This window comes from Phytopseudomonas dryadis (assembly GCF_004327355.1).
Taxonomy (GTDB): domain Bacteria; phylum Pseudomonadota; class Gammaproteobacteria; order Pseudomonadales; family Pseudomonadaceae; genus Aquipseudomonas; species Aquipseudomonas dryadis.
Genome location: NZ_QJUM01000041.1, coordinates 1 through 26,270, shown reverse-complemented (window position 1 = coordinate 26,270; position 26,270 = coordinate 1). Strand labels below are relative to the sequence as shown.

At 61.5% G+C, this 26,270-nt stretch carries 21 protein-coding genes and 3 pseudogenes; 18 read left to right on the top strand and 6 right to left on the bottom strand.

The features are described from left to right. The first annotated feature begins 69 nt into the window (after positions 1 to 69). On the top strand, positions 70 to 879 hold the full coding sequence (locus DNK34_RS23825) for an energy transducer TonB (RefSeq protein WP_131177778.1): 810 nt from the start codon (positions 70 to 72) through the stop codon (positions 877 to 879). Beyond that, positions 876 to 1,328 carry a ribosomal protein S18-alanine N-acetyltransferase gene (gene rimI, locus DNK34_RS23820; RefSeq protein WP_131177779.1) on the top strand — a complete coding sequence of 151 codons (453 nt, stop codon included), beginning with the start codon at positions 876 to 878 and terminating at the stop codon, positions 1,326 to 1,328. Before DNK34_RS23825 ends, rimI begins: the two co-directional genes overlap by 4 nt. 4 nt (positions 1,329 to 1,332) lie before the next feature. On the opposite strand, the gene DNK34_RS23815 is transcribed toward rimI, so the two are convergent. After that, entirely contained in the window at positions 1,333 to 1,620 is a 288-nt protein-coding gene (locus DNK34_RS23815; protein ID WP_131177780.1) for a hypothetical protein, read from the bottom strand. Positions 1,621 to 1,795: 175 nt separating this feature from the next. On the opposite strand from DNK34_RS23815, the gene can reads away from it, so the two are divergent. Together can and DNK34_RS23805 are read left to right on the top strand one after the other, a co-directional pair. Then, positions 1,796 to 2,440: a carbonate dehydratase gene (gene can / locus DNK34_RS23810; protein ID WP_131177781.1), complete on the top strand. Its 645-nt coding sequence runs from the start codon at positions 1,796 to 1,798 to the stop codon at positions 2,438 to 2,440. Between the two features lie 2 nt (positions 2,441 to 2,442). Beyond that, positions 2,443 to 3,351 carry a DMT family transporter gene (locus DNK34_RS23805; RefSeq protein ID WP_131177782.1) on the top strand — a complete coding sequence of 303 codons (909 nt, stop codon included), beginning with the start codon at positions 2,443 to 2,445 and terminating at the stop codon, positions 3,349 to 3,351. A 150-nt stretch (positions 3,352 to 3,501) separates the two neighbouring features. Here the strand turns inward: DNK34_RS23805 and DNK34_RS23800 are convergent, their stop codons facing one another. The 3 genes from DNK34_RS23800 to DNK34_RS23790 form a co-directional block, all read right to left on the bottom strand. Beyond that, positions 3,502 to 4,860, bottom strand: a complete 1,359-nt coding sequence (locus DNK34_RS23800; protein ID WP_131177783.1) for a DUF1329 domain-containing protein — start codon at positions 4,858 to 4,860, stop codon at positions 3,502 to 3,504. 10 nt (positions 4,861 to 4,870) lie between these two features. After that, the gene (locus DNK34_RS23795; protein WP_131177795.1) at positions 4,871 to 6,622 is read right to left on the bottom strand and encodes a DUF1302 domain-containing protein; all 1,752 of its coding nucleotides are present in this window, start codon (positions 6,620 to 6,622) and stop codon (positions 4,871 to 4,873) included. Positions 6,623 to 6,926: 304 nt separating this feature from the next. Continuing rightward, positions 6,927 to 8,135, bottom strand: coding sequence for a citrate synthase (locus DNK34_RS23790; RefSeq protein WP_131177784.1), 1,209 nt, complete (start codon positions 8,133 to 8,135; stop codon positions 6,927 to 6,929). 138 nt (positions 8,136 to 8,273) lie between these two features. Here DNK34_RS23790 and DNK34_RS23785 point away from each other — a divergent pair, with 138 nt between their 5' ends. The 8 genes and pseudogenes from DNK34_RS23785 to DNK34_RS23750 all read left to right on the top strand — a co-directional run bounded on the left by DNK34_RS23785 (position 8,274) and on the right by DNK34_RS23750 (position 17,736). Next, positions 8,274 to 9,050: a MipA/OmpV family protein gene (locus DNK34_RS23785; protein WP_131177785.1), complete on the top strand. Its 777-nt coding sequence runs from the start codon at positions 8,274 to 8,276 to the stop codon at positions 9,048 to 9,050. A gap of 154 nt (positions 9,051 to 9,204) precedes the next feature. Further along, positions 9,205 to 10,488 carry a CitMHS family transporter gene (locus DNK34_RS23780; protein WP_131177786.1) on the top strand — a complete coding sequence of 428 codons (1,284 nt, stop codon included), beginning with the start codon at positions 9,205 to 9,207 and terminating at the stop codon, positions 10,486 to 10,488. Positions 10,489 to 10,588: 100 nt separating this feature from the next. After that, positions 10,589 to 11,611, top strand: a complete 1,023-nt coding sequence (locus tag DNK34_RS23775; RefSeq protein WP_131177787.1) for a phosphoglycerate dehydrogenase — start codon at positions 10,589 to 10,591, stop codon at positions 11,609 to 11,611. 2 nt (positions 11,612 to 11,613) lie between these two features. Next, positions 11,614 to 12,981, top strand: coding sequence for an acyclic terpene utilization AtuA family protein (locus DNK34_RS23770; RefSeq protein ID WP_131177788.1), 1,368 nt, complete (start codon positions 11,614 to 11,616; stop codon positions 12,979 to 12,981). Positions 12,982 to 12,983: 2 nt separating this feature from the next. After that, the gene (locus tag DNK34_RS23765) at positions 12,984 to 13,295 is read left to right on the top strand and encodes a DUF4387 family protein (RefSeq protein ID WP_242675122.1); all 312 of its coding nucleotides are present in this window, start codon (positions 12,984 to 12,986) and stop codon (positions 13,293 to 13,295) included. A 47-nt stretch (positions 13,296 to 13,342) separates the two neighbouring features. Further along, complete coding sequence (locus DNK34_RS23760) at positions 13,343 to 14,719, top strand: MmgE/PrpD family protein (RefSeq protein WP_131177789.1); 1,377 nt, start codon at positions 13,343 to 13,345, stop codon at positions 14,717 to 14,719. A gap of 271 nt (positions 14,720 to 14,990) precedes the next feature. Then, positions 14,991 to 16,013, top strand: a complete 1,023-nt coding sequence (locus DNK34_RS23755) for an ABC transporter substrate-binding protein (RefSeq protein ID WP_131177790.1) — start codon at positions 14,991 to 14,993, stop codon at positions 16,011 to 16,013. 157 nt (positions 16,014 to 16,170) lie between these two features. Beyond that, positions 16,171 to 17,736, top strand: a pseudogene (locus tag DNK34_RS23750) (phosphoenolpyruvate carboxykinase). Between the two features lie 87 nt (positions 17,737 to 17,823). On the opposite strand, the gene DNK34_RS23745 reads toward DNK34_RS23750, so the two are convergent. After that, a complete protein-coding gene (locus DNK34_RS23745) occupies positions 17,824 to 18,747 on the bottom strand; it encodes a LysR family transcriptional regulator (RefSeq protein WP_165497352.1) in 924 nt (307 codons plus the stop codon). A gap of 6 nt (positions 18,748 to 18,753) precedes the next feature. On the opposite strand from DNK34_RS23745, the pseudogene DNK34_RS23740 reads away from it, so the two are divergent. From DNK34_RS23740 to DNK34_RS23715, 6 genes and pseudogenes are all read left to right on the top strand, one after another. Further along, positions 18,754 to 19,389: pseudogene (locus tag DNK34_RS23740) on the top strand (hypothetical protein); the annotation flags it as partial. Next, positions 19,386 to 20,384, top strand: coding sequence for a phage integrase (locus DNK34_RS23735; RefSeq protein ID WP_131177793.1), 999 nt, complete (start codon positions 19,386 to 19,388; stop codon positions 20,382 to 20,384). The pseudogene DNK34_RS23740 and the gene DNK34_RS23735, both read left to right, overlap by 4 nt. 187 nt (positions 20,385 to 20,571) lie before the next feature. Further along, on the top strand, positions 20,572 to 21,258 hold the full coding sequence (locus DNK34_RS23730; RefSeq protein WP_131177794.1) for an NYN domain-containing protein: 687 nt from the start codon (positions 20,572 to 20,574) through the stop codon (positions 21,256 to 21,258). 917 nt (positions 21,259 to 22,175) lie between these two features. Next, on the top strand, positions 22,176 to 23,318 hold the full coding sequence (locus DNK34_RS23725) for an XRE family transcriptional regulator (RefSeq protein WP_236186736.1): 1,143 nt from the start codon (positions 22,176 to 22,178) through the stop codon (positions 23,316 to 23,318). After that, positions 23,308 to 23,889 (top strand): hypothetical protein, encoded by a 582-nt coding sequence (locus DNK34_RS23720; RefSeq protein WP_034115143.1) that lies wholly within the window; start codon positions 23,308 to 23,310, stop codon positions 23,887 to 23,889. The genes DNK34_RS23725 and DNK34_RS23720 overlap by 11 nt, the downstream gene beginning before the upstream one ends. A gap of 99 nt (positions 23,890 to 23,988) precedes the next feature. After that, positions 23,989 to 25,038 (top strand): adenosine deaminase family protein, encoded by a 1,050-nt coding sequence (locus DNK34_RS23715; protein ID WP_242675392.1) that lies wholly within the window; start codon positions 23,989 to 23,991, stop codon positions 25,036 to 25,038. 56 nt (positions 25,039 to 25,094) lie between these two features. Here the strand turns inward: DNK34_RS23715 and DNK34_RS23710 are convergent. Next, a pseudogene (locus DNK34_RS23710) lies at positions 25,095 to 26,143 on the bottom strand (IS3 family transposase); the annotation flags it as partial. Positions 26,144 to 26,270: the final 127 nt, after the last annotated feature.

Here is a 26,270-nt window from a genome sequence, read left to right as displayed (position 1 = left end):
ACTACCCGCAGGGCGAGATTCACGCGACAATCAGCGCCCTCGAGAATCGATGTGCCGGGTACCTGACGTTTGAATGCCGAGCTACGCCGCCGCGCCTTTCTGAATGCCATGCAAGTGGCCAGTTGGCTGCCCCGTGTCGAACTGCCGTTCGCTGCGCCCTCGCGCCCGGAACTGCTGGCGCCGATCGAGGCGCAGCCAGCCCCGCTGGCGGAGCAGGCGCCCCAGGCCGCGGTGACGACCGCACCGCCGGTAGCCGAGGCGGTGGCCCCGGCTACCGAGCAGGTGCGCGAGCGGCCCCGGGTCGAGGTGCCCAGGCCCGGCGCTTCCGCCAAGGTCCGTGAGGCCGAGGCGGCGCCGGCACCAAGCGAGGCCGCGCCGCGCGAGCGGCCGCAGCCGCCACCCCGTTTCTCCCTGCAGTTGCTGCGTGCCGGCAGCTGCGCGCTGCTGGTCGAGCTGCCTACCGGCGAGCCCTTCCAGAGCCGTGATCCGGCCTACCTGCTGCTCAAGGATCTGTTGCGCGCCGCCGGCCTGCCGGACAGCCCGCAGATCATTGGCGAGCCGGTGCGCTGGCCGTTGCTGGTGCGCGGCAACATGGATCAGGGGCCGATGGCGGCGCTGGATTTCGTGCAGAGTTTCATCGCTGCGCGCCTCGAGGAGCAGGAGGCCTGCGCCTGCCTGTGGCTGGTCGGCCTGCCGGCTATCCGCTTCGCCGGCGAGGCCGATGCCGAGGCCTACAACCGCGAGCTGCGGATCGAGGGGCTGGGCGCCGCCTGGGCGCTGCCGGGGCTGGAGTTGCTGATGGACGAGCCGGCACGCAAGCGCGAGCTGTGGCACGCCATGCAGCGGGTGCGTCAGCGCTGGGCGAGTTCGGCGCTATGAGTGATGCCATTTCCTTCCGCCGGGCGACCGAGGCGGATATCGATGCCGTGCTGAAGATCGAGTACGCCGCTTTCAGCCATCCGTGGACACGCGGCATCTTCCTCGACAGCCTGAAATCCTATGAAGTCTGGCTGATGTTCGAAGGCAGCCAGCAGGTCGGCCACGGGGTGATCAACGTGATCATCGACGAGGCCCACCTGCTCAATATCACCGTCAAGCCGGAGAGCCAGGGCCGCGGTCTGGGCCTGCGCCTGCTCGAGCACTTGATGCGCCGCGCCGCGCAGCTCAAGGCCGGGGAGTGCTTCCTCGAAGTGCGCGCCAGCAACCAGACGGCTTATCGTCTGTACGAGCGCTACGGCTTCAACGAGATCGGCCGGCGCCGTGACTACTACCCGGCGCCGGGCGGACGCGAAGACGCCCTGGTAATGGCCTGCACGCTGCTTGAGTAGGTCTTCAGCGGCGCCGCGTCTGCTGGGATCCGCCATCTTCCTCATCGACGATGCTCAGGTCGTATTCGCTGGACAGCGGCGGTGCCTGCCCGCCGGGCGTCTGCGCATCCTTCTCGCCTGGCGGCGCGGGCTGCTGATCGACGGGCGTACCGCCGCGGGTCAGGCCGGCTTCACGCAGGCCCCTGGGCGGAAATTCTGCCACCAGGTCATCGAGAACCGGTGGCTCGGTCAGGTTCTCGACGATCCGCTGCTGGCTGGACTCAGGCTTCTTGTCTGGATCGGTGCTGCTCATGGCGACCTCCAAAGCGCTGTAGGGGTACAGGCAGTGGACGGGCGCCAGGGCGGAAAAATTCCTCCGTTGCGGCTACCGGCTGTCAGGGCTCCCTTCGAGGCTGCACCAGAAGCATCTTGTCAAAACGGGCGTTGCCTCCGTATGGTGCGCATCGACCTTTCCCGGAGCCGCTGGCATGAGTGATCTGAAGCACCTCTTCGACAACAACGAACGGTGGGCCGAGGCGATCACTCAGAAGGATCCGCAGTTCTTCGCCAAGCTGGCCCGTCAGCAGACGCCCGAGTACCTGTGGATCGGTTGCTCCGATGCCCGGGTGCCGGCCAACGAGATCGTCGGTCTGCTGCCGGGGGATCTGTTCGTGCACCGCAACGTGGCCAACGTGGTGCTGCACACCGACCTCAACTGCCTGTCGGTGATCCAGTACGCAGTCGACGTGCTCAAGGTCAAACACATCCTGGTCACCGGCCATTACGGCTGTGGCGGTGTGCGCGCGGCCATGCAGGACTCTCAGTACGGCTTGATCGACGGTTGGCTGCGTTCGATCCGTGACCTCTACTACGAGCAGCGCGAGCACCTGGCGCTGCTGCCCGACGAGGAGGCACGGGTCGACCGTCTGTGCGAGCTGAATGTCATGCAGCAGGTGGCCAATGTCAGCCATACCACCCTGGTGCAGAACGCCTGGCACCGCGGCCAGCCGCTGTCGGTGCATGGCTGTATCTATGGCATCAAGGATGGCCGCTGGAAGAACCTCGACGTCAGTGTCAGCGGGCTGGAGCAGTTGCCGACGCAGTACCGCCTGCGTCCGCTCGGGGAGCCGTGAACATGGCCGCGCACTCACGCCAGCTGGCCGTTGCCGGGGTTCTGCTGGCGGTACTCTGCTGGGCCGGCAACGCCCTGGTGGCCCGTGCCTTCGCCGGGGATATCCCGCCTTTTGCCCTGGCCTTCTGGCGCTGGACGCTGGCCCTGGCCATCATCCTGCCGTTCGTGGCTGGCGCCCTGTGGCGGCACCGCGGCGATCTGCGCCACGCCGGCTGGCGTCTGCTGCTGATCGCCGGCTTCGGTATCGCCGGCTATAACACGCTGCTCTACAGTGCGGCGCAGAGCACGGCGGCGATCAACATTACCCTGGTCAACACCTGCATCCCGCTGATGACCGTCATCGCGGCCGGCCTGTTGCTCGGCGAATGGCCAGCGCGACGGGCCTGGTGGGGCATGGCCCTGGCGGTGCTCGGGCTGCTGGTGCTGATCAGCCGCGCCGACTGGCAGACCCTGGCGCAGCTGGCCTTCAACCGCGGCGATCTGATCATGCTGCTGGCGGTCGTCGACTGGGCACTGTACACCGTGCTGCTGCGCCGCTGGGCCCGCTACCTGGCGCCCATTCCGCCACTGGCGCTGCTGGGCGCCTTCATGCTGCTGGGCGTGCCGTTGATTCTGCCGCTGTACCTGTACGAGCTGTCCAGCGGCGCACAGATGCTCGCCACCCCCGCCAACCTGGCGGCCGTCGGCTATACCGCCGTGTTCGCTTCGCTGGTGGCCTATCTGGGCTGGAACCACGGGGTCAAGGTACTCGGTGCGCCGACCGCGGCGATGGGTAACTACCTGATGCCGGTCTTCACCGCGATTCTGGGCTGGATACTGCTCGGGGAGGGGCTGCAGGCGTTCCACTGGGCCGGCGGCGCGATGATCTTCGCCGGTCTGCTGCTGGCGACCCGGCCGCAGCTGAAACGCTGAGCCCCAGTCGTTGCGCGCCTGAGCGGGAGGCTGCCGCCGATTCTCCATGACCCGGCAACCCGGCGGATAAAAAATGCCGCCCGGTTGGGCGGCAAGGCTCTCTGACACGCGTCGATGACTGGAGCGCTAGAGAGATGGAGTCGCTGTCACTCAGCGAATACCGATGGTGCGCAGCGCCGCCGGAGTGAAGTCCGAGGTTTTGCTCTTGAGGCCGAACCGATAGGCGTTTTTCACCTTGTTGAACATATAGTTCGCCAGATAGCGCCCTGAAATCAGGTCGTAGGTCAGTTCGCCGGCGGAGATCTGCGTCTGTACGTCGTACAGCGGCAGGAGGTGGTTCTCCGAGACGCGCCACAGGTTGCCGCGGCTGTCGTAGTGGTCGGCCTCGACGATGGTCCAGCTGTCCTCGTCGATGAACAGGTGGCGCTTGGCGTAGACGTGGCGTTGTCCCGCCTTCAGCGTGCCGATGACTTCCCAGACCCGGTGCAGCTCGTAGCGGGTCTTGTCCTGGTTGAGGTGGCCGGGGGTGATCAGCTCGTCGTAGCTGTTGCCCGGGGCGGCCAGGCGGAAGCTGTTGTAGGGCACGTACATCTCGCGCTTGCCGATCAGTTGCCAGTCGTAGCGATCCGGCGAGCCGTTGAACATGTCGGTCTGGTCGGTGGTGCGCAGGTTGCCCGGGCCGGGGCTGTCGTAGGCGACCTGGGGCGCGCGGCGCACCCGGCGCTGGCCGGCGTTGTACTGCCAGGCCATCCTCGGCTCCTTCACCTGGTTGAGGGTTTCGTGCACCAGCAGCACGCCGCCGACATCGCGTGCCGGCGCGATGTTCTCGGAGGTGAAGTAGTAGAGGATGTTCTTCGACTTGTCCGGGTCGTAATCCAGCAGTTCCTCGCTGTAGGCCAGGCGATCGCGCTCGGTCTTCCAGGAGTAGTCGCCCGTGGGCGTGGTCATGAAGGCCGTGGTTTCCCGGGTGAAGCTGCCGCCCCGGTAGCGGGTGATGTGGTTCCACAGCACCTCGAGACCATTCTGCGGAATGGGGAAGGCCAGCGGGCTGGCGTAGTGCTCCAGGCCGTTGCCGCTTTCCACCGCCTGAGTGGCAAGGGCGTTCTTGCGCGCCACCTCGTAGGCCTTCTGCGGCCAGGCCACGCTGCGGTGGCTGGGGTACACGGGCATCTTGTAGGTGCCGGGATAGCGGGCGAACAGCGCCTGCTGGCCCGGGCTCAGTTGCTTCCGGTACTGCTCGAGGTTCTGCGCGGTGATGGTGAACAGCGGCGTTTCCCCGGCGAAGGGGTCTTCGCGGAAGCCGTCGGTGACCTTGCCGGCGTCCCGCGGCAGGCCGCCCGTCCACTCGGGTATGGTGCCGGCGGCGTTTCCGGCGCGCTCGGCGCCCACCGGCGTGAGGCTGTTGCCCAGCCTGTCGGCCTGCGCGGCGTCGACGGCGGCGCTCGCGGCGTTGATCAGCAGGGGCAGGCAGAGCGAGAGCGCGTAGCGCGAGAGGTTTGTTGTTTTCATCGAGGCATCCTCAGAACGTCACGCCAAAGCTGGCGCTGATGAAGTCGCGGTCACCATGGGTGGCGTAATCGCCACCGAAGAAGTCGGTGTAACTGATGCTGGCTTCGTAGTTGTTCAGGTACTTGGCGCTGAGGCCCACGCTGATGGCCTTGCTGCCTTCGGTGAAGGTGGGGCCGTAGCCATCCACGTCGTGCGACCAGGCCAGGCTGGGGCTGAGGTCGAGGCCGCCGATCACGCCGTTGTAGGTCAGGCCGGCGCGCAGGCGGTAACCCCATGAGTTGCGGGTAAAGAAGCCTTTGTCGTTGCAGTACTCCGGGCGGCTGCTCAGCACTGTTCGGCACAGGTCCGTGCCGTCCTCGCCGTAGTATTCGCCCGGACCGAAGTGACTCGCGCGACCGAAGCGCAGCTTGCCGTAGCCGCCCTCGCCGATGCCGTTGAGGTGGTTGAAGGCCACTTCGCCGATCAGGTTCAGGCGGCTGGCGCCCAGCACCTGGTCGATGGTCTGCACCACGCTCACCTGGCCCTGGGTCATGGGGACGCGGGTATAGCCCTGGATCTCGTCTCCGGGGATGCCCGAGTTCGGGATCACGCTCGGCACGAACGGAGCCAGGCGCAAGGTCGCATAGGTCAGATCGTCGAATCCCAACGGCATGTTCGGCCGGTAGCTCAGTTCGCCTTCCACGGAGGCGGTGCCAACGGTGGTGGCGAAGCTGAGGCCATACAGGCGGATGTCCTCCGGGTACGAGAGGAAGTACCTGGCGTAGGCCGCGCCGTAACCGGGGGTCGCCAGGGGATCGGGCGCGCTGCTGATGATCGAATTACCCACGGGCATGCGGCTGTGGTAGTTCAGGTAGTAGAGGCTGAACTCGGTGTCGTTCAGCGCGGCTACGAACCAGCGCAGGGCGATGCCGAACTGGCCGCTGTCGCGGGCGTCCCGGTCGCCGCCACGGGGCATGTAGAGGGTGTTGCCGTTGAGGCCGCTGTTGTCCGACTGGCCTGGCGCCATGTCCGCCCCGCTCACCACGTAGCGATCGTCGCAGCCGTCGGCGATGATGTCCGAGCTGGCGAAGAAGGTGCCGCAGTTGTCGGCGACGGTCTGGTCCCACTCCAACTGGTAGAACGCCTCCAGGCTGACGTTGTCGGTGAGCGTCTGCTGCAGGTAGAACATGTTGACCGGCAGCAGGCCTTCCTTGATCTCCGAGCCCGGACGGCGCAGGGCATTGGCGTCCAGCGGGTTGATGCTGTTGATGCCGCCGCCGATGAACAGGCTGCCGCCCCAACTGACCACCTGTTTGCCGACGCGAACGGAGCCGGGACGATCGCCGAGCTGGTAGTTGTGGTAGACGAAGGCATCGAGCAGCTCGACGCCGGACGACTGTGCGCCGCGCTTGCGGTTGTCGTCGCGGATGTCGTACAGCAGGCGGTGTTCGTCCTTCAGCTCGAAGTCGTACCAGTACTTGCCGCGCAGGAACACGCCGCTGTCGCGGTACTTCAGTTCGAGGTCGTGGATGCCCTTGAAGATCTTCGAGAAGGTTTCGCCTTTCTTGAAGTTCAGGCGGGCATCGTCGGAGGTGCGGGTATCGCCCTTGCCGCCGTTGCCGGCGCCGATGAAGTCCCGATCCGGCGCGCGAACCGCCCAGCTCGCGCCGATGGACAGGGCTGAATCGAACTGCCCCTGCACCTCACCGATGTTGAAATTGACCGCTTGGGCGCCGGCCATGTAGCTCGCCGTCGCCACCGCCAGAAAGGCTGCGCCGGGCATGCCGGGCCGCTTGATGGATGGTTTCACGTCTCTTCACCTTTGTTTTTGTTTTCGATGCGGAATGCGGCGGGGGCCATCTTCCGAGACATCCTTCTAGGCTTGGAGATCAATATGCATGTACAAAAATAATCTACATGTATGAATAGATCCCGATTAGACGCTATACATACGGAGATTCAATGTAAATCTGTACGAATTTCATACATGCATGGCGATGCTGGCCGCCAGGGCAGGAGGCCGGCATTCGACAGGGGGTGATGGGCGCGCCAGAGGCCTTGCCGGCTGACTGGCGCGAGGGCGGGATTTAGCCTGGCAGAGCGCCGGTATAGCGGGCGCGATGACGTACCAGCGGCTGCTGGTTGTACTGTTCGCTGGCGTGGGCGATCCAGCCGATCAGGCGGGCGACGGCGGCGAGCGCCAGCTCCTGGCCGCCCAGGTTGAGCTTGCGGCCGACGAAGCTGACCAGCAGGATGAATTCCACCGGTCGCTGCACCAACTCCTCGGCCACCTTCATGGCCTTGAGCAGGCGCAGGTATTCCGGGTCGTCGGCGAACATCCGATCCAGCGTGTTCTTCAGGCTGATGGCGCGCGGGTCGGCAATGCTGTGCACATGATGGGCCGTGTGCGCATTGGCGCAGAACCCGGGAATGTCCCCGCCCTGGCTGTAATACTGGAGAATGGGCTCGGCGGGGTCCTTGGCGTTGCAGATATCCTCCAGCAGATGACTGACCGCCTCGTTGCGGCCATAGGCGACGCGCCGCCCCCGCGCCGTGGCCAGCCCGGTGATGGCGGCATAGTAGGGGGTGACGCCGGTGTTCGCTGCCGCGCGTACGCTGTAGGTGGAATGATCCAGTTCATGGTCGATGCACAGGATCAGCATGCGCCGGATGAGGTCGGCGAAGCGCTGGTCGAGGCCGCGGGAGGAGGCGATGAATTCATGCAGCGGGCGCGTGTCCGGCGCCGTCGCGCCCACCACCAGCGCGGCGAGCCAGCGCACCACGTCGGCGCCGGTGCGCGCGTAGCCTTCCGGCGACAGGTCGAAGGCCTTGGGGTTTTCCCGCTCCACCAGGGGGAACAGGGCGATGGCCTTTTCGATCACCGTGGTGTGGGCATACAGCTCCAGGAGTTGTTCCACGCCGGCCGGCATGTGCGGTAGCGAGGTGCCGAACGCCCCCGGCACCTGCCAGAACATTTCCGCGACTTCCTCCACCGTGGCCGTTTCCACCAGCTCGTGGATATCCCGACCCCGGTAGTACAGGCCGTTTTCGGTGAGCAGGGTCAGCGAGCTGTAGGAGTCCGCGCCATTGCGCTTGCCGCCGGAACCGTCACCGGCCTTGGCCCCCTTGGTCAGACGCTGGATATCCGCCGCCCAATAGCGCCGCTTGCGGGAGCCCTCGACTTTGATCGAACGAATGTTCTTGCGCCCCACATAGGCATACAGCGTGGGCAGATTGACGCCCAGCAGGCCGGCGGCCTCTTCGGCGGACAGGTACAGTTCATCCTGGTTGGGCATGGGGTTCTCATGTATACGATTTTTGTACAGATTTACGAATCTTAGTCGACTGTATAGATTCCTGTAAATGTCGCTGGGGCTTGTCTATATCGGCATTCCCAGCCCCGCCGGATTTCTATCGCTGACGAGATCGTCCCTATGAAGTCGTTGCTGCTGTCCCTGGTGATTGCCCCTGCCGCCGTTTCGCTGTCCTCCGCCGTGTGGGCAGAGGAGGCCTCGACCTGGTCGCTGGGCCTTGGCCTCTCCGTGGCCCAGAGCCCTTATGCCGGCGCTGATACATCGGTGACGCCCCTGCCGCTGCTGAATTATGAAAGCGAGCGCCTGTTCTTCCATGGCCTGATGGGCGGCGTGCATCTGTTCGAGCAGCAGGGCTTCGGCCTGGATGTCATCGTGGCCGGGCGCCTCGATGGCATCGATCGCGATGACTTCGGTCGCCGCGAGCTGGCCAGGAATGGCATCGATCGCGATCTGCTGGACGACCGCGACGATGGTCTGGACGTCGGCTTGCGCGCCACCTGGAAAGGCACCCCGGGCGAGGTGCAAGCCCTGGCCAAGGGCGATGTCAGTGGCGCCAGCAATGGCTATGAGCTGTCCCTGCGCTACAGCTATCCGCTGCAACTGGGCGCCACTCGGGTTGAGCCGGGTGTGGCGGTGAGCTACCTGTCGGGGCAGTTGGCCGATTATTACTTCGGTACCTCGAATGACGAGGTAGCCCGCGGCGTGCCGCGTTACCGCCCCGGCAGCGCGGTGGTACCCAGCCTGGGCGTGGGCGTGTCGCGGGCCCTTGGCGAGCGCTGGCTGCTGAATGGCGAGCTGGGCTATCGATTCCTGCCCGACCGCATCAGCGACAGCCCGCTCGTGGACGAGGGCAGCGGCAGCCTGGGCGTTAAAGTGGGTCTGTCGTGGCGTTTCTAGCAGAGTGGTGTACGAATAAAATCAAGATTTACATGTAATTCGTCAATGTATATTTTCTCGCCATTGATGCTTATGTGACGAGCCTGCACGGGTCCACACGCTATTCACTGTCGGCTTTTTCGAAAGTTTTTCCATAACAACAAGGATAAGAAAAATGGCTTGGGTTGGTTTCGGCATGGTTTCGGTGTTCATGTTGCTGATCCTCACCAAGAGGCTGTCAGCGATCGTGGCGCTGATCCTGGTACCCGTCGTCTTCGGCCTGGCCATTGGCATTGGCCCGCAAATGGGCGAGATGATCATGGACGGTGTCCTCAAGGTGACACCCACCGCCATGATGCTGATGTTCGCCCTGCTGTACTTCGCGGTGATGTTCGACGCCGGCCTGTTCGAACCGGCGGTGAAGCGGATCATCCGCTGGGTCGGCGACGACCCGCTGCGCATCACCCTGGGCACGGCCGCGTTGTCGACGATCATTTCGCTGGATGGCGACGGTGCGACCACGGTGCTGGTGGTGGTCACCTCCTTCCTGCCGGTGTACCTGCGCCTGGGCATGAACCCGCTGATCCTGGCGGTGATGCTGCTGCTGACCAATACCGTGATCAATATCGTGCCCTGGGGCGGGCCGACGGCGCGCGCCGCCAGCGCCTTGCACCTGGACGCGCTGGAGGTGTTCCTCGGTCTGATTCCGACCATGCTGATCGGCCTGACCTATGCCTTCGCCGCCGCCTGGTGGCTGGGCAAGCGCGAGCGCAAGCGCCTGGGCTGGGTGGCCGGTCAGGCGCTGGTCACCAGTCCGGCGCGGGAGCGCGAGGCCAAGGCCAGCCACCGGCCCCGGTTGTTCTGGGTCAACCTGGCGCTGACCCTGGCGCTGGTCGTCGCCATGGGCACGGGCCTGGGGCCGCTGCCGGTACTGATGATGGTGGGCCTGGCCCTGGCGCTGGTGATCAACTATCCGCGCCTGGCCGAGCAGCGCGAGCGCATCGCCGCCCATTCGGAAAACGTGCTGAACGTGGTGGCGCTGATTCTCGCCGCGGGTGCCTTCACCGGGATTCTCACCGGTTCGGGCATGGTCGATGGCATGTCCCAGGCGCTGCTGGACGTGGTGCCGGAGAGCGCCGGCCGCTACCTGGGTTTCATCACCGCGCTGGTCGGGGTGCCCTTCACCTTCTTCATGTCCAACGACGCCTTCTTCTTCGGCATCCTGCCCATCCTCGGTGGCGCCGCCGCGCAGTACGGCGTCGACCCCCTGCACATCGCCCGTGCGTCGGTGCTGGGGTTGCCGGTGCATGCCATGAGCCCGCTGGTGGCGGCGCCCTACCTGCTGGCGGGGCTGCTCAAGCGCGACCTGGGCGAGCTGCAGCGCTACTGCCTCGGCTGGGCGCTGGGCAGTTCCGTGGTACTGATCCTGGCGGCGCTGGCCACGGGCGCGATCATCTAGCGAGTCCTGTCCCCGTGGCAGCCATGCCCTCCGCTCACTGGTATCGGGGGATGGGCGGCGGCTTGCCGCGAAAACGTCACTCAGAGAGGCGAGGAGCATCATGAGCGAACAATCCCCGCGTAAGGTGCTGGTGACCCAGCGCTTCTTCGACGCAGAAAGCCTGGCCTATCTGCAAGGCAATGGCTGTGAGGTGCACATGGCCGATTTGGCCGACGGGCAAGGCGATGGCGACCTCGACGAAAGCCAGTTGCTGGCGCTGTTGGCGGGCGCTGATGCCTGGATCGTCGGTCACGCCTGGGTCACGGCGGCGCTGCTGGAACAGCTGCCGCGGTTGAAGGTCGTCGCCCGCCGTGGCGTCGGCCATGAGCGTGTGGATGTCGAGGCGGTGCTGGCCAGTGGCAAGGTCGTGACCATCGCGGTCGGCGGCAACGATGCCAGCGTCGCCGACCACGCCCTCGCCATGATGCTGGCATTGGGACGGCGCCTGGGGGAGTCGAAGGCGCGCATGGCCAACGGCGACTGGGCGATTTCCCTCGGCCGAGAGCTGTATGGCAAGACCGTCGGGATTATCGGCCTGGGCCGTATAGGTCGTGGTGTCGCCCGGCGGGTCGCCGGTTTCGACGCCAGGGTGCTGGCGTACACCACTTGTCCGGACTGGCAGTACGGCCTGGAGTCCGGCGTGCGCCATGTCGACCTCGGCACGCTGCTTTCCGAAAGCGACTACGTGACGCTGCATGCCCCTCTGCTGGAGGACACGCGCTTTCTGATCGACGTTGCCGCCCTTGGCCGGATGAAGCCCACGGCCTTCCTGATCAACACCGCTCGCGGCGGCCTGGTGGACGACCATGCGCTGTTGGCGGCGCTGCTGGACGGGGGCATTGCCGGCGCCGGCCTGGATGTATTTCTCAGCGAGACGGACCCCCACCACCGAGCCACCACCGAGGCCTTGCTCGCCCTGCCGAACGTGGTGGCGACCCCGCATAGCGGTGCCTCGACCCATGAAGGGTTGCAGCGCACCAATCTGATCGCCGCGCAGTGCGTAGTGGCCGTGCTGAATGGCGACACGCCGCCAGCCGCCTGCGTTATCGCCGATGGGCGTGGCAACTTTTCAAGCGAGGAATGACCATGGAAAACAGCATCAAAGTGCTCGTCCCCACCGGCTGCATCGGCTCGGGGGTACGACTGGATCTGTTCCAGCAGGCTCTGCTGGAAAAACCGGACGTGATCGCCATGGATGGCGGCTCGACGGACTCGGGGCCGTATTATCTCGGCACCGGCAGGACCAAGGCCTCGGCGGCCGTGCTCAAGGCCGAGTTGCTGGTGTACATGCGCGCCCGAGCCGAACTGGGCATTCCGCTCATCATCGGCAGTAGCGGTACCTGTGGTTCCGATGCGGGGGTGGACCTGCTGCGTAGCCTGTGCCTGGAGGTCGCCGCCGAGCTGCAGCAAACCGTGACAATCGCCGCCATCTATGGCGAGCAGACCGCTGCCACGGTGACCCAGGCATTGGCCGATGGGCGTGTGCTGCCGCTGAATCCGGTTCGGCCCATCGACCAGACGCTGATCGAGCGTTGCTCGCGCATCGTCGCCGTCATGGGCGTCGAACCATTCATACACGCGCTCGAGCAGGGGGCGGACATCATCGTCGCCGGGCGTGCTACCGATACCGCGGTACTGGCCTGCCTGCCGATCATGCGTGGCGCCCCGGCGGGACCCGCATGGCATGCCGGGAAGATCATGGAGTGCGGTGCCCAGTGCACCACCACGCCCGCGGATGCCATGGTCATGGCTGAAATAGACGAGCGCGGCTTCACCATCAGCGCGATCGGCGAGCGGGCGCGCCTCACGCCGCAATCGGTCATGGCGCACATGCTCTACGAGAACAGCAACCCGCTGCAGCTGGTGGAGCCGGGCGGCGCGCTGAACGTCGAGGCGGCGACCTATACGGCCCTCAGCGACAACAGCGTGCGGGTGGAGGGCTCCGCCTGGGTACCGAGCGAGTTCTACACGGTCAAGCTCGAAGGCGCTGCCCCGGCCGGGTACCAGTCGGTGCTGCTGAGTGTGGTACGCGGGCCGGAATACATCGCGCGCTTCGATGAATGGCTGGCGCTGCTCGACGATGTCATGCGCAAGCGCATCGAGAAGAATCTGGGCATCGGCCCCGCCGACTACGACCTGCAGTTCCGCGCCATCGGCAAGAATTCCGCACTGGGCGAGCTGGAGAAGCAGGTTGGCCAGCCGGTGGAAATCGGTGTGCTGGCCATCGCCACCAGTGCGCAGGCATCGCGCACGCAGGACATTCTCGCCTTGCTCAATCCGTACATGCTGCACTTCCCGCTACCCGACGACAAAGACTTGCCGACCCACGCCTTCCCGCTGTCGCCGGCATCCATGGATCGTGGCCTGATCTACGAGTTCGTGCTCAACCACGTGATGGTCGTTGCCGACTCGCTGGCCCCGTTCCGTTTCGATATCACCCGTGCAGGAGTCTGAAGATGATCCATTCCCTGGGATACGAAATTCGTTCGAAAAGCGCCGGCCCGTTCTGGTTGACCTTCGACATCTTCTGCGTGGACGCCGAAACCTTCCGCAAGCTGAGCGCCGACCCGAACCTGGCCGGGCCCGCGATGGCGGCGATGTTCCATAGCGATCCCGATCAGGTACGCATCTTCCATCTGGCGCCGCTCAACGTGATCAAGATCAGCCTGCCCCGGCCTGTGGTGCAGGGCTCGGTGGCCGACCGTGACATGCACGGTGCGCAATGGGGGTATGTGCTGGCCGAGGAGCTTGCCTGTGCCGGCGTCTGACCGGCTTCGGCATCGGCAACGACGATGAACGGAGACGAGAGGCCCGTATGGCTGACCTGACGCTGGCACGACGCATCGCAAAATATGCCTGCGAACTATCAAGCGATGATATGCCCGAGCAGGTGACCACCTGTGTGCGCAGGCGCTTCCTCGACAGCCTGGCCTGCATCCTGGGTGCCTATGGCGCTGGCCCGGTGAATGCCGCCGTGGCGATGGCGGCCCGAACGCCGCAGCCATCATCGAGCGTATTCGGCACGAGCCTGCGGACGACGCCGGAGCTGGCCGCGTTTGCCAACGGCATCATGGTGCGTTTTCTGGACTACAACGATGGCTACATGGGGCTCGAACCCGGCCATCCGAGCGACAACATTCCCGCTTGTCTGGCCCTGGCGGAAGCCGAGGGGGCAACGGGAAGCGAGCTGATCGCGGCCATCGTCATCGCCTATGAAATACAGATGAGGCTGCAGGACGCCGCCAGTCTGAACAAGCGTGGCTGGGATCACGTGAATTACCTCAACGTGTCGGTGGCCGCCGCCGCTTCCCGGCTGTTGAAGCTGGACGAGGCGCAGACCGAGCAGGCGATAAACATTGCGCTGAGCGCACACCTGGCGATGCGCCAGGTGCGTTCCGGTTGTCTCTCGGACTGGAAGGGCTGTTCGGCCGCGAACGCCGCGCGCAATGCCCTTTTCGCGGCCAATCTGGCGCGCCACGGCATGACCGGCCCCGCCCCGGTGTTCGAAGGCGAGATGGGGCTGTTCAAGCAAGTGACAGGTGAATTCGCACTCGATGTCGACAGCTTCGGCAGCCGTGAGAATGGTCGTTTCGCCATACTCCGCTCGCTCACCAAAACCTTTCCAACCAATGGCGAATTACATACCGCGGTGTGGGCGGGCATCGACCTGAGATCACGAATCGTCGACCTCGATGCCATCGAGAGCATCCATATCGAAACGTCGGAGTTCAATCGGCGTGTGCTGGCCGACACGCCCGAAAAATGGCGTCCCAGGACGCGCGAAACGGCAGACCACAGCCTGCCCTACAACGTGGCACGGGCCCTGCTGGATGGCGACATCACCCTCGACTCCTATGCCACGGAGCAGATCTGCGATCCGCGCGCCATCGCACTCATGAGCAGGACGACGGTGAGCGAGGATCCCGCGCTGACCAAGCTCTTCCCCCAGCGCCTGGCGAACCGGGTGAGCGTGACGCTGGCATCGGGCGAGACGCTCAGCAGCGAAATGCTCAGCGGCCCCGGGTCATTGGAAACCCCCATGGGCGACGAAGATTTCGAGCGCAAATTCCGCAGCATGGCGACGCCGCACATCAGCCGCTCCGCGCAGGATCGCGTGTTGGACTTCGTTGCCAATCTGGCGTGCCAGACGGATTACGTGCCCTTGTTCGCGGCGATGTCGCTGCAGAGATAGTTGGCTGAGCAGAGCTTCAGACGGGGCGCCGCAACCTGCGCTGGTGGATGGAAGCGTGATCAGGCGGCCGGACGCTCCGAGCGCGTTCCGCGCATTCTGCAAGCTCCCCGGCATCCGCATGTCGTCAGCTCGGCGGTAAGAAATTCGATCTTCCGGGCGTGTTTTTGAATTGGCGCCGTTGGCCGGCTAGAGAATAGCCTGTCGAGACTGCCGGCTGGAGTCGTATCCCGGAAACTTCCTGTGCAGCGATGACTGAAGGAGGAGACCGCCGATGGCCCAGACGTTCGATCACCAGCGCCGCCGCTTCTTGCGCAACTCCGCGCTGCTCGGGCTGGGCTTTGCGGCAGGTGGAATCGCCGCACCTTATATCGCGCGGGCCGCCGCCACCCAGATCAGGGTCGCAGTCAATCCGGGGCTGGAGAATGCCACGCTGACTGCACTGCTGAACCAGCAGGACTATTTCAAGCAATTCGGTGTCGATGCGCTTGTCGTCGAGGCTGGCGGCGCGACCGGTCCCTTCGATGCTATCGCCGCCGGAGCAGCGGACGTGTGCATGATCTCGGGCTATAACGGGCTGCTGTCGCGGATCGAGCAAGGCGCCAGGGTCAAAATTGTCGGAGCCGGAATGAAAAAGACGGCACTGACGGTCTTTGCAAAGCCTGATGGGATCAAGACGCTCGCCGATCTGAAGGGCAAGACGGTTGCGGTCGGTCCGTCCCTGGGGCTACTGCATGCCCTGATGCTGCAGCTGTTGAAAGAAAAGAGCATCGACGCTTCGCAGGTGAACTTCGTCGACAAGGGAAGCAATGATCAGTGCTATCAGGCAGTCGTAAGTGGCGAAGTCGACGCCTGCTGCTCAAGCATCTCGCACCTGAACGACAAAGACGGACTCGTGGCTATCCGCGAGGGCAACATGTGGCAGGAACTGCCCAAATACACTTTTCAGACCGCCTATGCATCCGATTCCGCGCTCAGGGACAAGCATGAGGGCATGGTCGCCGTAATGGCTGCCTACGGGGCGCTCTACGATTATTTGATGTCGCCAGCAGCGCATGACGCTTTCTTCGAAGCGCGCAGGCGTGCGGAAAAGAAATTCGACGAGGCTTCGGCGCGGGCTGTCTGGGATTTCATCCAGATACAGCAACCCTATTCCAAGGACCTGTCGCTGACCGCCGCCGATATCGGCTATCAGCAGGACATGTACATCGGCTTGGGCGGCTTGAAGCAGAAGCAGCCTTTCGCCGCAGTGGCCGACATGTCGGCGGCGACGGCCGCAGCCAGGTGGCTCGGTTGAAGCGCTCGCCGCGGGACAGGCCGGTCTTTCCTGCCGGGCTGCAGCGAACTTGAAACTCATGACCGCATAAACATAAAGAGGCGCGTTGGATCTTGCGCCTGCGCGACAGCATCTGCTGGGCAGGCAGCATATTGGCGCCATGCCAAGGGAAGCAGAAATGACCGTAGAAACCGAGGGTGCTGTACACATCGATCTGAGCCGCGCGCAACTGGTTGAAAAAGCGATTGAGCGTGGTGAAGGTCTGCTCGCCGACTCAGGCGCTCTGGTCGTGACCACCGGCAAGCGCACCGGGCGTTCGCCGCAGGATCGTTTCATCGTCGAGGAACCGGGTACATGCCATGAAATCGATTGGGGCACTGTCAACCGCCCGTTCGATGCGCGCAAGTTCGATGCGCTCTGGGAGCGCGTTGAAGCCTATCTGGCCGATCAGGAGCAGTTTGTCTCGACGGTTCATGTGGGCGCCGATCAGAACCACTACCTGCCGGTAATAATGACCACGCAAACTGCCTGGCAGAGTCTCTTTGGGCAGAACCTGTTCATTCGTCCCACGGACTATAATCCCAAGGGCAAGGAAGAGTGGCAGATCCTCAATGCTGCGGGCTTCCGTTGTGATCCTGAACGAGACGGCACCAAGACGGATGGCTGTGTGATCCTGAACTTTGCCCAGCGCAAGGTGCTGATCGCCGGTATGCAGTACGCCGGTGAAATGAAGAAAGCCATGTTCTCGGTGCAGAACTTCCTGTTGCCGTAGAATGACGTGCTGCCGATGCATTGCTCCGCCAACGTCGGCGACGATGGTAGCACCACGCTGTTCTTTGGCCTGTCCGGTACCGGCAAGACCACGCTGTCCGCGGATCCTGAACGCTACCTGATCGGTGACGACGAGCACGGCTGGGGCCAGGGCGTAGTGTTCAACCTGGAGGGTGGCTGCTACGCCAAGACCATCAATCTGAGCCAGAAGAACGAACCCATCATTTGGGATGCGATACGTTTCGGTGCGATCGTCGAGAACGTCGTTTTGAACGAAACCCGTACAGCGGATTACGTCGACACCGGCCTGACGGAAAATGGCCGTTGCGCCTATCCGCTGGCGCACGTTAATAAACGTACCAGGCACAATCTGGGTGGCGAACCGCAGGCGATCATCTTTCTGACCTGCGACCTGGCCGGTGTGCTGCCACCGGTGTCGATTCTGAGCAAGGACGCGGCGGCGTACCACTTCCTGTCAGGTTACACCGCGCTGGTGGGTTCTACCGAAATGGGTTCAGGTGACGGTATCAAGTCGACCTTTTCCACCTGCTTTGGCGCAGCTTTCCTGCCGCGCCCGGCGCGTGAATACGCCGATCTGCTTATCAAGCGTATTGAAGCGTTCGGCTCTCGAATCTATCTGGTCAACACAGGCTGGACCGGCGGCTCCTACGGTACTGGTGAGCGCTTCAGCATCCCGACGACCCGCCGCATTATCGCCGCGATTCAGAGTGGCGCCCTCACCGACGTTGAGAGCGAGCATCTGCCTGGCCTTAACCTGTCGGTTCCCAGGGCTGTTCCGGGAGTGGAGACCAGGCTGCTCAATCCACGCAACACCTGGGCGGACAAGGAGGCGTATGACGCCACGGCCAGGGATCTGGCCGGGCAGTTCGTTGAGAACTTCAGCCAATTCAGCGGTATTGATGCACGCATCGTAGCGGCGGGGCCGAGTCAGTCAGGATGGCTTCTGCAATAGAAGCCCAGGTCGGCTACACCGCCAGGATCAGGCATTCATAGTGCCTGATCCTGCTGAAAACCCGGGCAGCCATTGCTCAAGCGCCCGCTAGCCAGCCCCTTGATCGGTTAATACTGATGGACGAAGTGGCCGTTCAGACGCACCAACCGCTCTGTGCCCGATCCAATCGGGCCGTGCGGTGATTTCGCGCAAACCTTCGAGGAACGCTGTATGCGCCCGCGTCGGCATCCAGTCGCTGCGGGTCGTCACACCCTTGCACAGGACATCGTCGAGATAAGGGCAGTGAAGTTCGGTCAGAATGCCTAGGCCGAGATCGTATTGTGCCTCGGAACGCGTCATCAGCGTGATCGTATCTGAACTGAGCAGCAGTGTGCGGCTCATGGTCTGCGAAGAGGTCTCGAGGTAAAAGCCCGGGCGCGTCCGCGCTCCATCGAAGGTGGCCTCGATCCGGGTGCGCCGCGGCGTGCCTACGGGCGGTACCACCCACTGGAAATGTGCAAGATCCGCGGGCGTGACCTCTTCGTATTCGGCGAGTGGATGACCAGGCCGCGCGACTACGCAGTAGCTGTCCCAGAAGAGGATTTCTTCACTGACATCGCCGGCCCTGTCGGGCTTGCGCAGTGTCCCGAAGATCATGTCGATCCGGCTGCTGGTCAAGTCCGCGAGCAGCTTGTGATATTCACCCGATACGATCCGCACCTTAACGGATGGATAAGAGGCCATGAACCGTCGCGTCGCCTCGGCCAGCTCGTGCGAGCCGGCCATCGGCAGCGTTCCGACGATGAGTTCAAGGCTCCAGGTTTGCACTGCCGGAAGAGTCTCGTCGCGCGCCAGTTCGATCTCACGCATTGCACGACGGAACTCGCGAGCGAGGAAAACGCCGGTCTTGTTGGGGATGGGGCCCTGCGCACTGCGGTCGAACAAGGGCTTGCCGAGCGTGCGTTCGAGCGTTCGAACCGAGCGGAATAGCGAGGTGGGGGAAAGGCCCAGGTTCTGGGCTATTTCACTCACCCGCCCCTGGCCATTTACAACAAGACCGAACAGGCCCGCGCTACCGACAAACTCGACTACTGGGAAAGCGTGTGGAAGCGCCGCGACAGCTTCGATGCCAAAGCCCCGGACAACTACGACCCGAACGCGGACGTGTGGCGCGTAGAGCTGCGCTATCACCACTCGATCATCCAGCAATTCGCCAGCGGCTCGGTCGACCTGAAAACCAATGATGTGATCGACACCAGTTCGTTTGCTGCTTTCGCTGGGCATCTGGACGGCCTGTGGCGCTATGGCTTGAGGCAATTCAAGCTGCTGGCCCGCCCTGGGTATTTCGAGCCGATCTGGACGCTGATCCGTGATGACATTCGCGTGGATCTGCCCGTTGATTCGCTGCTCGATGACACCGAATACAAGCGCTACTACAAGACCTCTCGCGGGTTCTCCGGCAAGAACGTGGAGCTGTTCCTGGGAAACTTCGTCAGCCTACTGGCAAGGGAGCAGGTGGGCGCAAAAAAGGCGTTTAAGACCCTCCAGCAATGGGACTGCTGGCCGGTCATCCGCGATCACTACGCCGCTAAGGACATGACCCAGGACGATCTCTACAAACACATCCGGGATCTACTCACGGAACGACATGTGCGGTGGGGCAGGGCGGTATGACCGTAAAGAAGCAGCCCGACGGTCGATGGTTGGCAGATGTCCAGCCAATCCGTGGTCAGCGCTTCCGCAAGCTGTTCAAGACCAAGGCTGAAGCTCTGCGCTATGAGCAGTACATCACCGCCAACAAAGCCGCTGACCCAGCCTGGAACCCCAAGGCCCAGGATCGCCGCCGGCTCTCTGAACTGGTTGGTCTGTGGTTCGATCTGCACGGCCACATGCTCAAGGATGGTGAGCGCAGAAAGGCCAAGCTCGATGCTCTTTGCGTGCGTTTACGTGACCCTATCGCCATGAAGCTCGACCCGGCCACCTACGCCCATGATCGCCGCTTGCGGGCAGAAGCCGGCATCACGCCCAAGACGCTGAACAACGAACTTGGCTACATCCGTGCGGTGTTCAATGAGCTGCGAGGCCTTGGCCAGATCGACTACGCCAACCCCTTGGAGCTGATGAAGCTCTACAGGATCGAAGAACGCGAACTGTCCTGGCTGACCCAGGAACAGATAGCCCATCTGCTGAAATCCATTCGCGAAGGCTGCGAAAACCCGCACGTCGAACCTATCGTCCTACTCTGTCTTGCTACAGGTGCTCGGTGGTCAGAAGCTGAAGGCCTAACGCCGTCCAGGCTGCGCAATAGCTCGGTGACGTACAGCAAGACCAAATCCAGCAAGGTACGAACCGTACCGATCCAGGCCGATCTGGAGGCATTCATTCGTGACCACTGGAAGCGCCACGGCCAGTTCTCCGGGGCCATTACGTCATTCCGTAGGGCACTGGCCCGATCAGGTATTGAGTTGCCCAAAGGGCAGGCTAGTCACGCTCTACGCCACACCTTCGCCAGTCACTTCATGCAGAAGGGCGGAAACATCCTCACGCTACAGAAGATCCTGGGGCATTCCAGCTTGGCTATGACCATGCGCTATGCGCATCTGGCACCGGAGCACCTTGTTGAAGCTGTCAGGTTAAATCCGTTAGCGGATCATGCTTGTTTTTTATGATCCTTTTTAGCTAACGTTTTAGGCCACGTTTTTGTCACGACGGTTTATCATGGTTGAATTCTTCGTCGTATTCGTGGATACTGATTTCACGACTCAACCTTCGGCGAGCCGATTTAGTTCAGCTTTAGCCTTAGGTGAAGAAACCGGCCCTTAAAGCCGGTTTTTTCGTTTCTAGGGATAGGGAATTGTGCGTACAGCTTTCTTCGTCGACGGCTACAACCTCTATTACGGCGTCCTGCATGGCTCCGACCACAAGTGGTTGGATCTGACTGCTTTGCTTACTGCCGTTCTTCACGTCCAGGACCCTGCGTCTATACCGGCGTCCATCGACTACTTCACCTCGCCTGTCATTGCCCGCCTTGCCACACGCGGTCAGGCCTCGAATGATGCGCAGCATCGTTACATCCGCGCCCTGCAGGCAAGAGGTGTTGCTGTGACCCAGGGCAACCATCGTCTTGCTAAGGGGTACGCTCCTCGGTATGTCGAAGGGCAGAAGGCTTCTCGAAAGGATCAGGTGGCTGTCTGGCAGCTCGAAGAGAAAGAGACAGACGTGAACATCGCACTGGGAATGTACCGTGCAGCTTGCCGCGCTGAGCAGTTGCACATAGAGCAGATCATTCTGGTTTCAGGCGATACCGATCTTGCCCCTGCTTTAGCAGCGATTCGCCAAGATTTCCCGCATATCCGGCTGGGCGTGATTCTTCCCCATAGGCAAGAAGGTGATGAGCTTGTGCGTAATCCGCCTGGCTCGTTGAAACGGCATGCGGACTGGATGCGCACCTACATAACTGATGAGGAGCTTTCTGCTTGTCAGCTGCCGCTCAAGGTGCCACTCATCAAGAAGCCCGCGATTGTTAAGCTGGACTATTGGTAGCTGTGACGCTTTTGGGGCAGTTGTAGTCCCTAGAAACCAAAAGCCCCTGAAAATCTCTAGGATAATCAGGGGCTTACGGTGTTTCTAAGTGGTGGAGCCGGGGGGATTAAAAATATACACATAAGCTATTGTTTTTAATGTATTTATTTATAGGTTTATGCGTAAGTGCCCCCTTAAGTGCCCCCATTCACGTATTTCCGATGAGCGGTTATTTGAGGAGTTGAACTGGCGTCCTGAATTATCGTTTTGCGACCGTGCGAGGCCTGTCAACCACCGGGAACCATTCAATAGAGTCGGTCGGTACAGCATAACCTCGGTTATGTGGCCAGGAGGGTTTGAGCCCAGCTCAGACCGGGTGCTGGGTAGATGTCAGGTCACGCAGTTGGGTTTTTTCCGCGGTAGCGCACCATGGGCTCATCTAGGACGATTTGAGCTGAGGTGCGGTATGAGACACTCAATGGTTAGCTGTCACAACTGTGGCAAAGCGATGGTTCCGAGAGCGTCATATAGCCGTGGTTTCTGGGGGTATTCGCCTTCGTCCAATCATTGCCCCTTTTGCCTGAGTGAGAACTGGCACGGCGGAAATCCTGGGTTAGGGGCTCGGCTGCTCGCTCTGGTTGGCCTGACTCTTGGTGTTCTGGCCTGCGTGTTGGTAGGAGCTCTTCTGTTCAAGGTGCAGTGGTGGCTTGGTGTCGAAGGACAGTGGCCTCTATTGACGCTGGGCACATGTGCTGTATCGGTTAGCGCGGGATACCATTTCTACAACTGGTTTGTTGATTGCTGACCGGTGATCATGCTGTGGAAGGCAGCAATCGGCCAAAAGCGGCCATTGATCATCTGCAAAATCAGGATCTATTCAGACTGGAATGAACGGGCTACTACATTTAGGATCGTCATGCCCCACAAGGAGAACGGGTATGACGATAAACCTGATAGCGTTGGGCTCGAAGTTGTCTCGCTATCGCGAACAGCTTCAGCTGAGTACTGAGGAAGTGAGTTCGGCCATTCGCATCTCTCCCGACCGGTTACGGTCCGTTGAGGCGGGTACTTTGGAGCCCTCGGGCGATGAGGTGCTTATGCTGGCCGATCTCTATCGTTGTGACTTCAAATTCTTCATCTCGAATGAGCAGCTAGCTCCGTTTGAGCAGACGGATATTCTTTATCGTAAGCACGGTAGTGAGTTCACCAAGGACGATCGCAGGGCCATTCAAGAGTTTCTTTACCTCTGCGAAACTGAGCACTTCCTGATGGAGGAGCTGAATGCCACCCATCGCGAGTTCTCGGCCCCCCCAGTATCGGGACATTTCAAGACCGACGGGATTAAAGCGGCTGAGGCTTTCCGCCGCTTCAATCAGCACCAGAGCAATGAAGTTCCAAGGGATGTTTACAGTGAAATCCGCCAAACAGGCGTGCATGTGTTTCGCCACAAGCTAGGCAATTCCAATATCTCAGGCTTGTTTCTGGCCCATCCCAAGGCCGGCAAATGCATTCTGGTTAACTACAGCGAGGATGTGTATCGGCAGCGATTTAGTGCAGCTCATGAAATGGCACATGCGCTTTTCGATGCGAAGGGTGGCCCCAGCATCACCTATTCCCGCATTGATAAAAACGATTATGTAGAACTGCGCGCAAACACTTTTGCTTCCCGATATCTAATGCCCCCGGAAGTCCTCCGGCAGCTTCCCAATCCCGAGCGATGGACCCCAGCCGACGCCGGGCATTGGGCACAAGAGCTTCGAGTAAGTTGCCATGCCTTAAGCATAGGCTTAAAGGCCGAAAGGCTCGTCAGTGAACACGCATTCCAACGAATCAAATCCGGCCGTGTTCCCCGGGCCAGCAAGATTGACCCTGAGCTGCCGGCTCATCTGACAGACCGGCAGCTAGAACGCAAAACGCGTCTATTGGAAAGAGGGCTTTCTAGTAGCTACGTCGCGCTATGTTTGGATGCCGCGAGCCAGGGGCTTATAACTCAAGGCCGTCTAGCTGAGGCACTTCTGTGTGACTCCGCAGAGCTGCAGGGTTTGCTCGCTCTTTACGGGAGGGCGCCCAATGTCGATTGATCCGTCCCGCTTCCACCCCATCAACGTGACAGATACGTGTTCGGTCTGGAATCTCTTATCTTCAGTCACGTTGTACAGAGCTGCGCTCGCCGCTCAATGCCACTTCTGTGTCACCGGTTTCGTGAACTATGAGTGTTTAATCAAGCCTCGCACGTTGCCAACCGCTGTCACCCGTGAGCTTCAACATCGATTGGAAGAGGCGCGTTGCGCCGGCCAGTTCGAAATCCATTCCTGTAACCTGGACGACCTTCAGATCATCAGTATGCTGGAAGGCCGTAAGCGACTGGGTAAGGGCGAACTGTCATCAATCGCCTTCGCTATGGGCCGCGGCCTAGCTGTGCTAACGGATGACCAAGGGGCAAGGAAGCTATCATCGGCAGCAGGTAACCACCCTACGCAGACGACTCCTCACCTGCACAGCTGGCTGATCTTTACAAGGAAGCTTGATGACTCAGACCACTCGAATGTGCTGAGCCAACACCGTCAAATGGAAGGCAGCCTGGCGCGTCATCTCCAGGATGCGTATTTCCTAGCGCTTCAATGCGCTCGCAACGCATTACCTCCAACTTAGGCTGAATCTGCCTCACCGTTGCGTCAACGCAGTATCCAGTACCTAGCCGGCCAACCTATACCCACGTATGACGCTCGTTGAGCAAACTAAGGAAAGTTATTGAACCAGAGCCAACCCCATTTACCTTGGATGCAGGGCGGTGTCAGCAGAGGCAACGAGGCAGAACACGGCAAGGCGAAGGCAGCCAGTGCACGCGACCGAGGAGAACTCCACGTGCACTTCAATGGAGCGATTCCCACACCTATAATTCGAGAGATTCTAGCCGACGAAGCAACCGAGCTGCCGCCCGGGTTTCTGATCGAGCGTGACCTGCTTCGAAACACTCCCTGCCAGTCCTTGGCGTCATACTTAACTCCGTGGCAGGCACTGAGGCTCTTTCCCAAGAAGCGCGAGAACCTGGATCGCATTTCCAGTGCAGTCTTCGCTGGCTTCGTGGAGAACGGAATACGCTTTGTCGAACTACGAAGCAGCGTCTTGTACCTCGCCCATCTGCAGAATTGTTCGCCCACACAAGCGCTAGAACATCTGATCGAATCAACCAGACACGCCGCGCATTGCCACGGCATTCATCGCGGTCTGATTCTTACAGTGACGCGCGGCGACTACGGTGCGGTTTGCCTTTCCACACTACTACAGGCCTATCAAGACCTCGGTGAGCCGAAAGACGTGGTGGGGCTCGATCTTGCGGGTGATGAGGAAATCGCCTATCCATCGGAGTTGCCGTCACTCTTCCGAAAGGCAAAAGATCGATTCGGACTCGGGGTCACCATACATGCCGGAGAAACCGGCCGCGTGGAAAACGTTCGGGCTGCTGTTGAGTTATTTGGTGCCGATCGTATTGGCCATGGGACAGCAGCAGGTAAGGATCCTCACCTGCTAGACAAATTGGGAAAGCAGGACATCTGCATCGAGGTATGCCCGATTAGCAACAGACTAACCGGCGCGGTACCTTTCGATGAAGCCCATCCTCTTCAAGAATTTCGGCGCTTTGGGGTTCCGTTTGTTATCTGCTCAGACAACCCTGCAATTCATCAGCGCGGTCTTGTGGATGACCAAACGATCGCGCTGGATGAGGGCCTTACCGCCAGCGACCTGGACCAGCAGTACGAAGCAGCTAAGCGCTACTCATTCATAAGGGATCTAGATTGAAAATTCGATTCATGTCTGGAAATGCGCACAAGATCGCCGAGGTGCAAGTGTAGTGGTCAACTGATCCCGGACACTGCGTTAAGTTTTTCCTCGGCCACGGCGGGCGGTAGCCCGCCGTTGAATTGATGTGGCCTTTGCCAGTTGTACCGCTGCATCAGAAATCGGCCGATATCCTGCTGTGCCAGCGAAGCGCTCATGTAACCCACGCTCGGCAGCCATTCCGTTTTCAAGCTGCGAAATAACCGTTCCATTGGCGCATTGTCGTGGCAGTTTCCGCGTCGGCTCATGCTCTGTTTGAACCGGTAACGCCACAGTCGCTGGCGGAAACTTCTGCTGCCGTATTGGCTGCCCTGATCACTGTGGAACAGCACATTTTGAGGGCGGCCACGCTGTTCGTAGGCCACGTCCAACGCCTTGATCACCAGGTCGGCATCAGGCTTTGACGAAAATGCCCAGCCCACTACGCGGCGAGCAAACAGATCGATCACCACCGCCACATAGTGCCAACGACCTTGGGTCCACACGTACGTGATGTCACCGCACCAGACCTCGTTCGGTGCCGATACGGTGAACTCCCGACCCAGCACGTTCGGGATATCCGGTCGTTCCACCGTCGCCTTTTTGTAAGCATGCGAGCCGGGCTGCTTGCTGATCAATTTCATCTCGCTCATCAGCTTGCGCACCTTGTATCGTCCAATTTCGATCCCGTCTTCGCGCATCATGAACATGATGCTTCGGCTACCCGCCGCGCTGCGGCTTTGGGTAAATAACTCGTTCACTCGGCTGCGCAGAAGCAGCTGCTTAACGTCCGGAGATCGGCGCTTACGGCAGTGCGCGTAGTAGCAGGAACGGGGGACTTCAAATACCGAGCACAACAGATCCACCGGCTCTTCGGCGCGGAGTTGATCAATCAACGCGAACGCTCGTGCTCCTCGGCCATCAAGAGCGCGGTGGCCTTTTTTAGAATCGACTTTTCCCGTTCCAGGCGATTGATCCGGGCTTCCAGTTCCTGAATTTTTTGCTGCTCGGGCGTCAGCGCTTTGCTGGCCGGGGTAATACCGTTTCGCTCTTCTTGGAGCTGGCTAACCCATCGGCGCAGGGCCGACGATCGTGCCCCTGGAAGTGGTGTAACTCATCATGGCTTCGGCCACTTGAGTTTGCCGTTTAGTTGATCACGGCCGACAGCTTGGCCTGCGGATTATCGCTGACCGCCTCGAAAGCCTCCAACTGCA

Bases quoted from the DNA above. Each gene is read 5' to 3' on its own strand.
- rimI (WP_131177779.1), top strand. From the start codon at position 876: ATGAGTGATGCCATTTCCTTCCGCCGGGCGACCGAGGCGGATATCGAT.
- DNK34_RS23815 (WP_131177780.1), bottom strand. From the start codon at position 1,620: ATGAGCAGCACCGATCCAGACAAGAAGCCTGAGTCCAGCCAGCAGCGG.
- can (WP_131177781.1), top strand. From the start codon at position 1,796: ATGAGTGATCTGAAGCACCTCTTCGACAACAACGAACGGTGGGCCGAG.
- DNK34_RS23805 (WP_131177782.1), top strand. From the start codon at position 2,443: ATGGCCGCGCACTCACGCCAGCTGGCCGTTGCCGGGGTTCTGCTGGCG.
- DNK34_RS23800 (WP_131177783.1), bottom strand. From the start codon at position 4,860: ATGAAAACAACAAACCTCTCGCGCTACGCGCTCTCGCTCTGCCTGCCC.
- DNK34_RS23795 (WP_131177795.1), bottom strand. From the start codon at position 6,622: ATGCCCGGCGCAGCCTTTCTGGCGGTGGCGACGGCGAGCTACATGGCC.
- DNK34_RS23790 (WP_131177784.1), bottom strand. From the start codon at position 8,135: ATGCCCAACCAGGATGAACTGTACCTGTCCGCCGAAGAGGCCGCCGGC.
- DNK34_RS23785 (WP_131177785.1), top strand. From the start codon at position 8,274: ATGAAGTCGTTGCTGCTGTCCCTGGTGATTGCCCCTGCCGCCGTTTCG.
- DNK34_RS23780 (WP_131177786.1), top strand. From the start codon at position 9,205: ATGGCTTGGGTTGGTTTCGGCATGGTTTCGGTGTTCATGTTGCTGATC.
- DNK34_RS23775 (WP_131177787.1), top strand. From the start codon at position 10,589: ATGAGCGAACAATCCCCGCGTAAGGTGCTGGTGACCCAGCGCTTCTTC.
- DNK34_RS23770 (WP_131177788.1), top strand. From the start codon at position 11,614: ATGGAAAACAGCATCAAAGTGCTCGTCCCCACCGGCTGCATCGGCTCG.
- DNK34_RS23765 (WP_242675122.1), top strand. From the start codon at position 12,984: ATGATCCATTCCCTGGGATACGAAATTCGTTCGAAAAGCGCCGGCCCG.
- DNK34_RS23760 (WP_131177789.1), top strand. From the start codon at position 13,343: ATGGCTGACCTGACGCTGGCACGACGCATCGCAAAATATGCCTGCGAA.
- DNK34_RS23755 (WP_131177790.1), top strand. From the start codon at position 14,991: ATGGCCCAGACGTTCGATCACCAGCGCCGCCGCTTCTTGCGCAACTCC.
- DNK34_RS23735 (WP_131177793.1), top strand. From the start codon at position 19,386: ATGACCGTAAAGAAGCAGCCCGACGGTCGATGGTTGGCAGATGTCCAG.
- DNK34_RS23725 (WP_236186736.1), top strand. From the start codon at position 22,176: ATGACGATAAACCTGATAGCGTTGGGCTCGAAGTTGTCTCGCTATCGC.
- DNK34_RS23720 (WP_034115143.1), top strand. From the start codon at position 23,308: ATGTCGATTGATCCGTCCCGCTTCCACCCCATCAACGTGACAGATACG.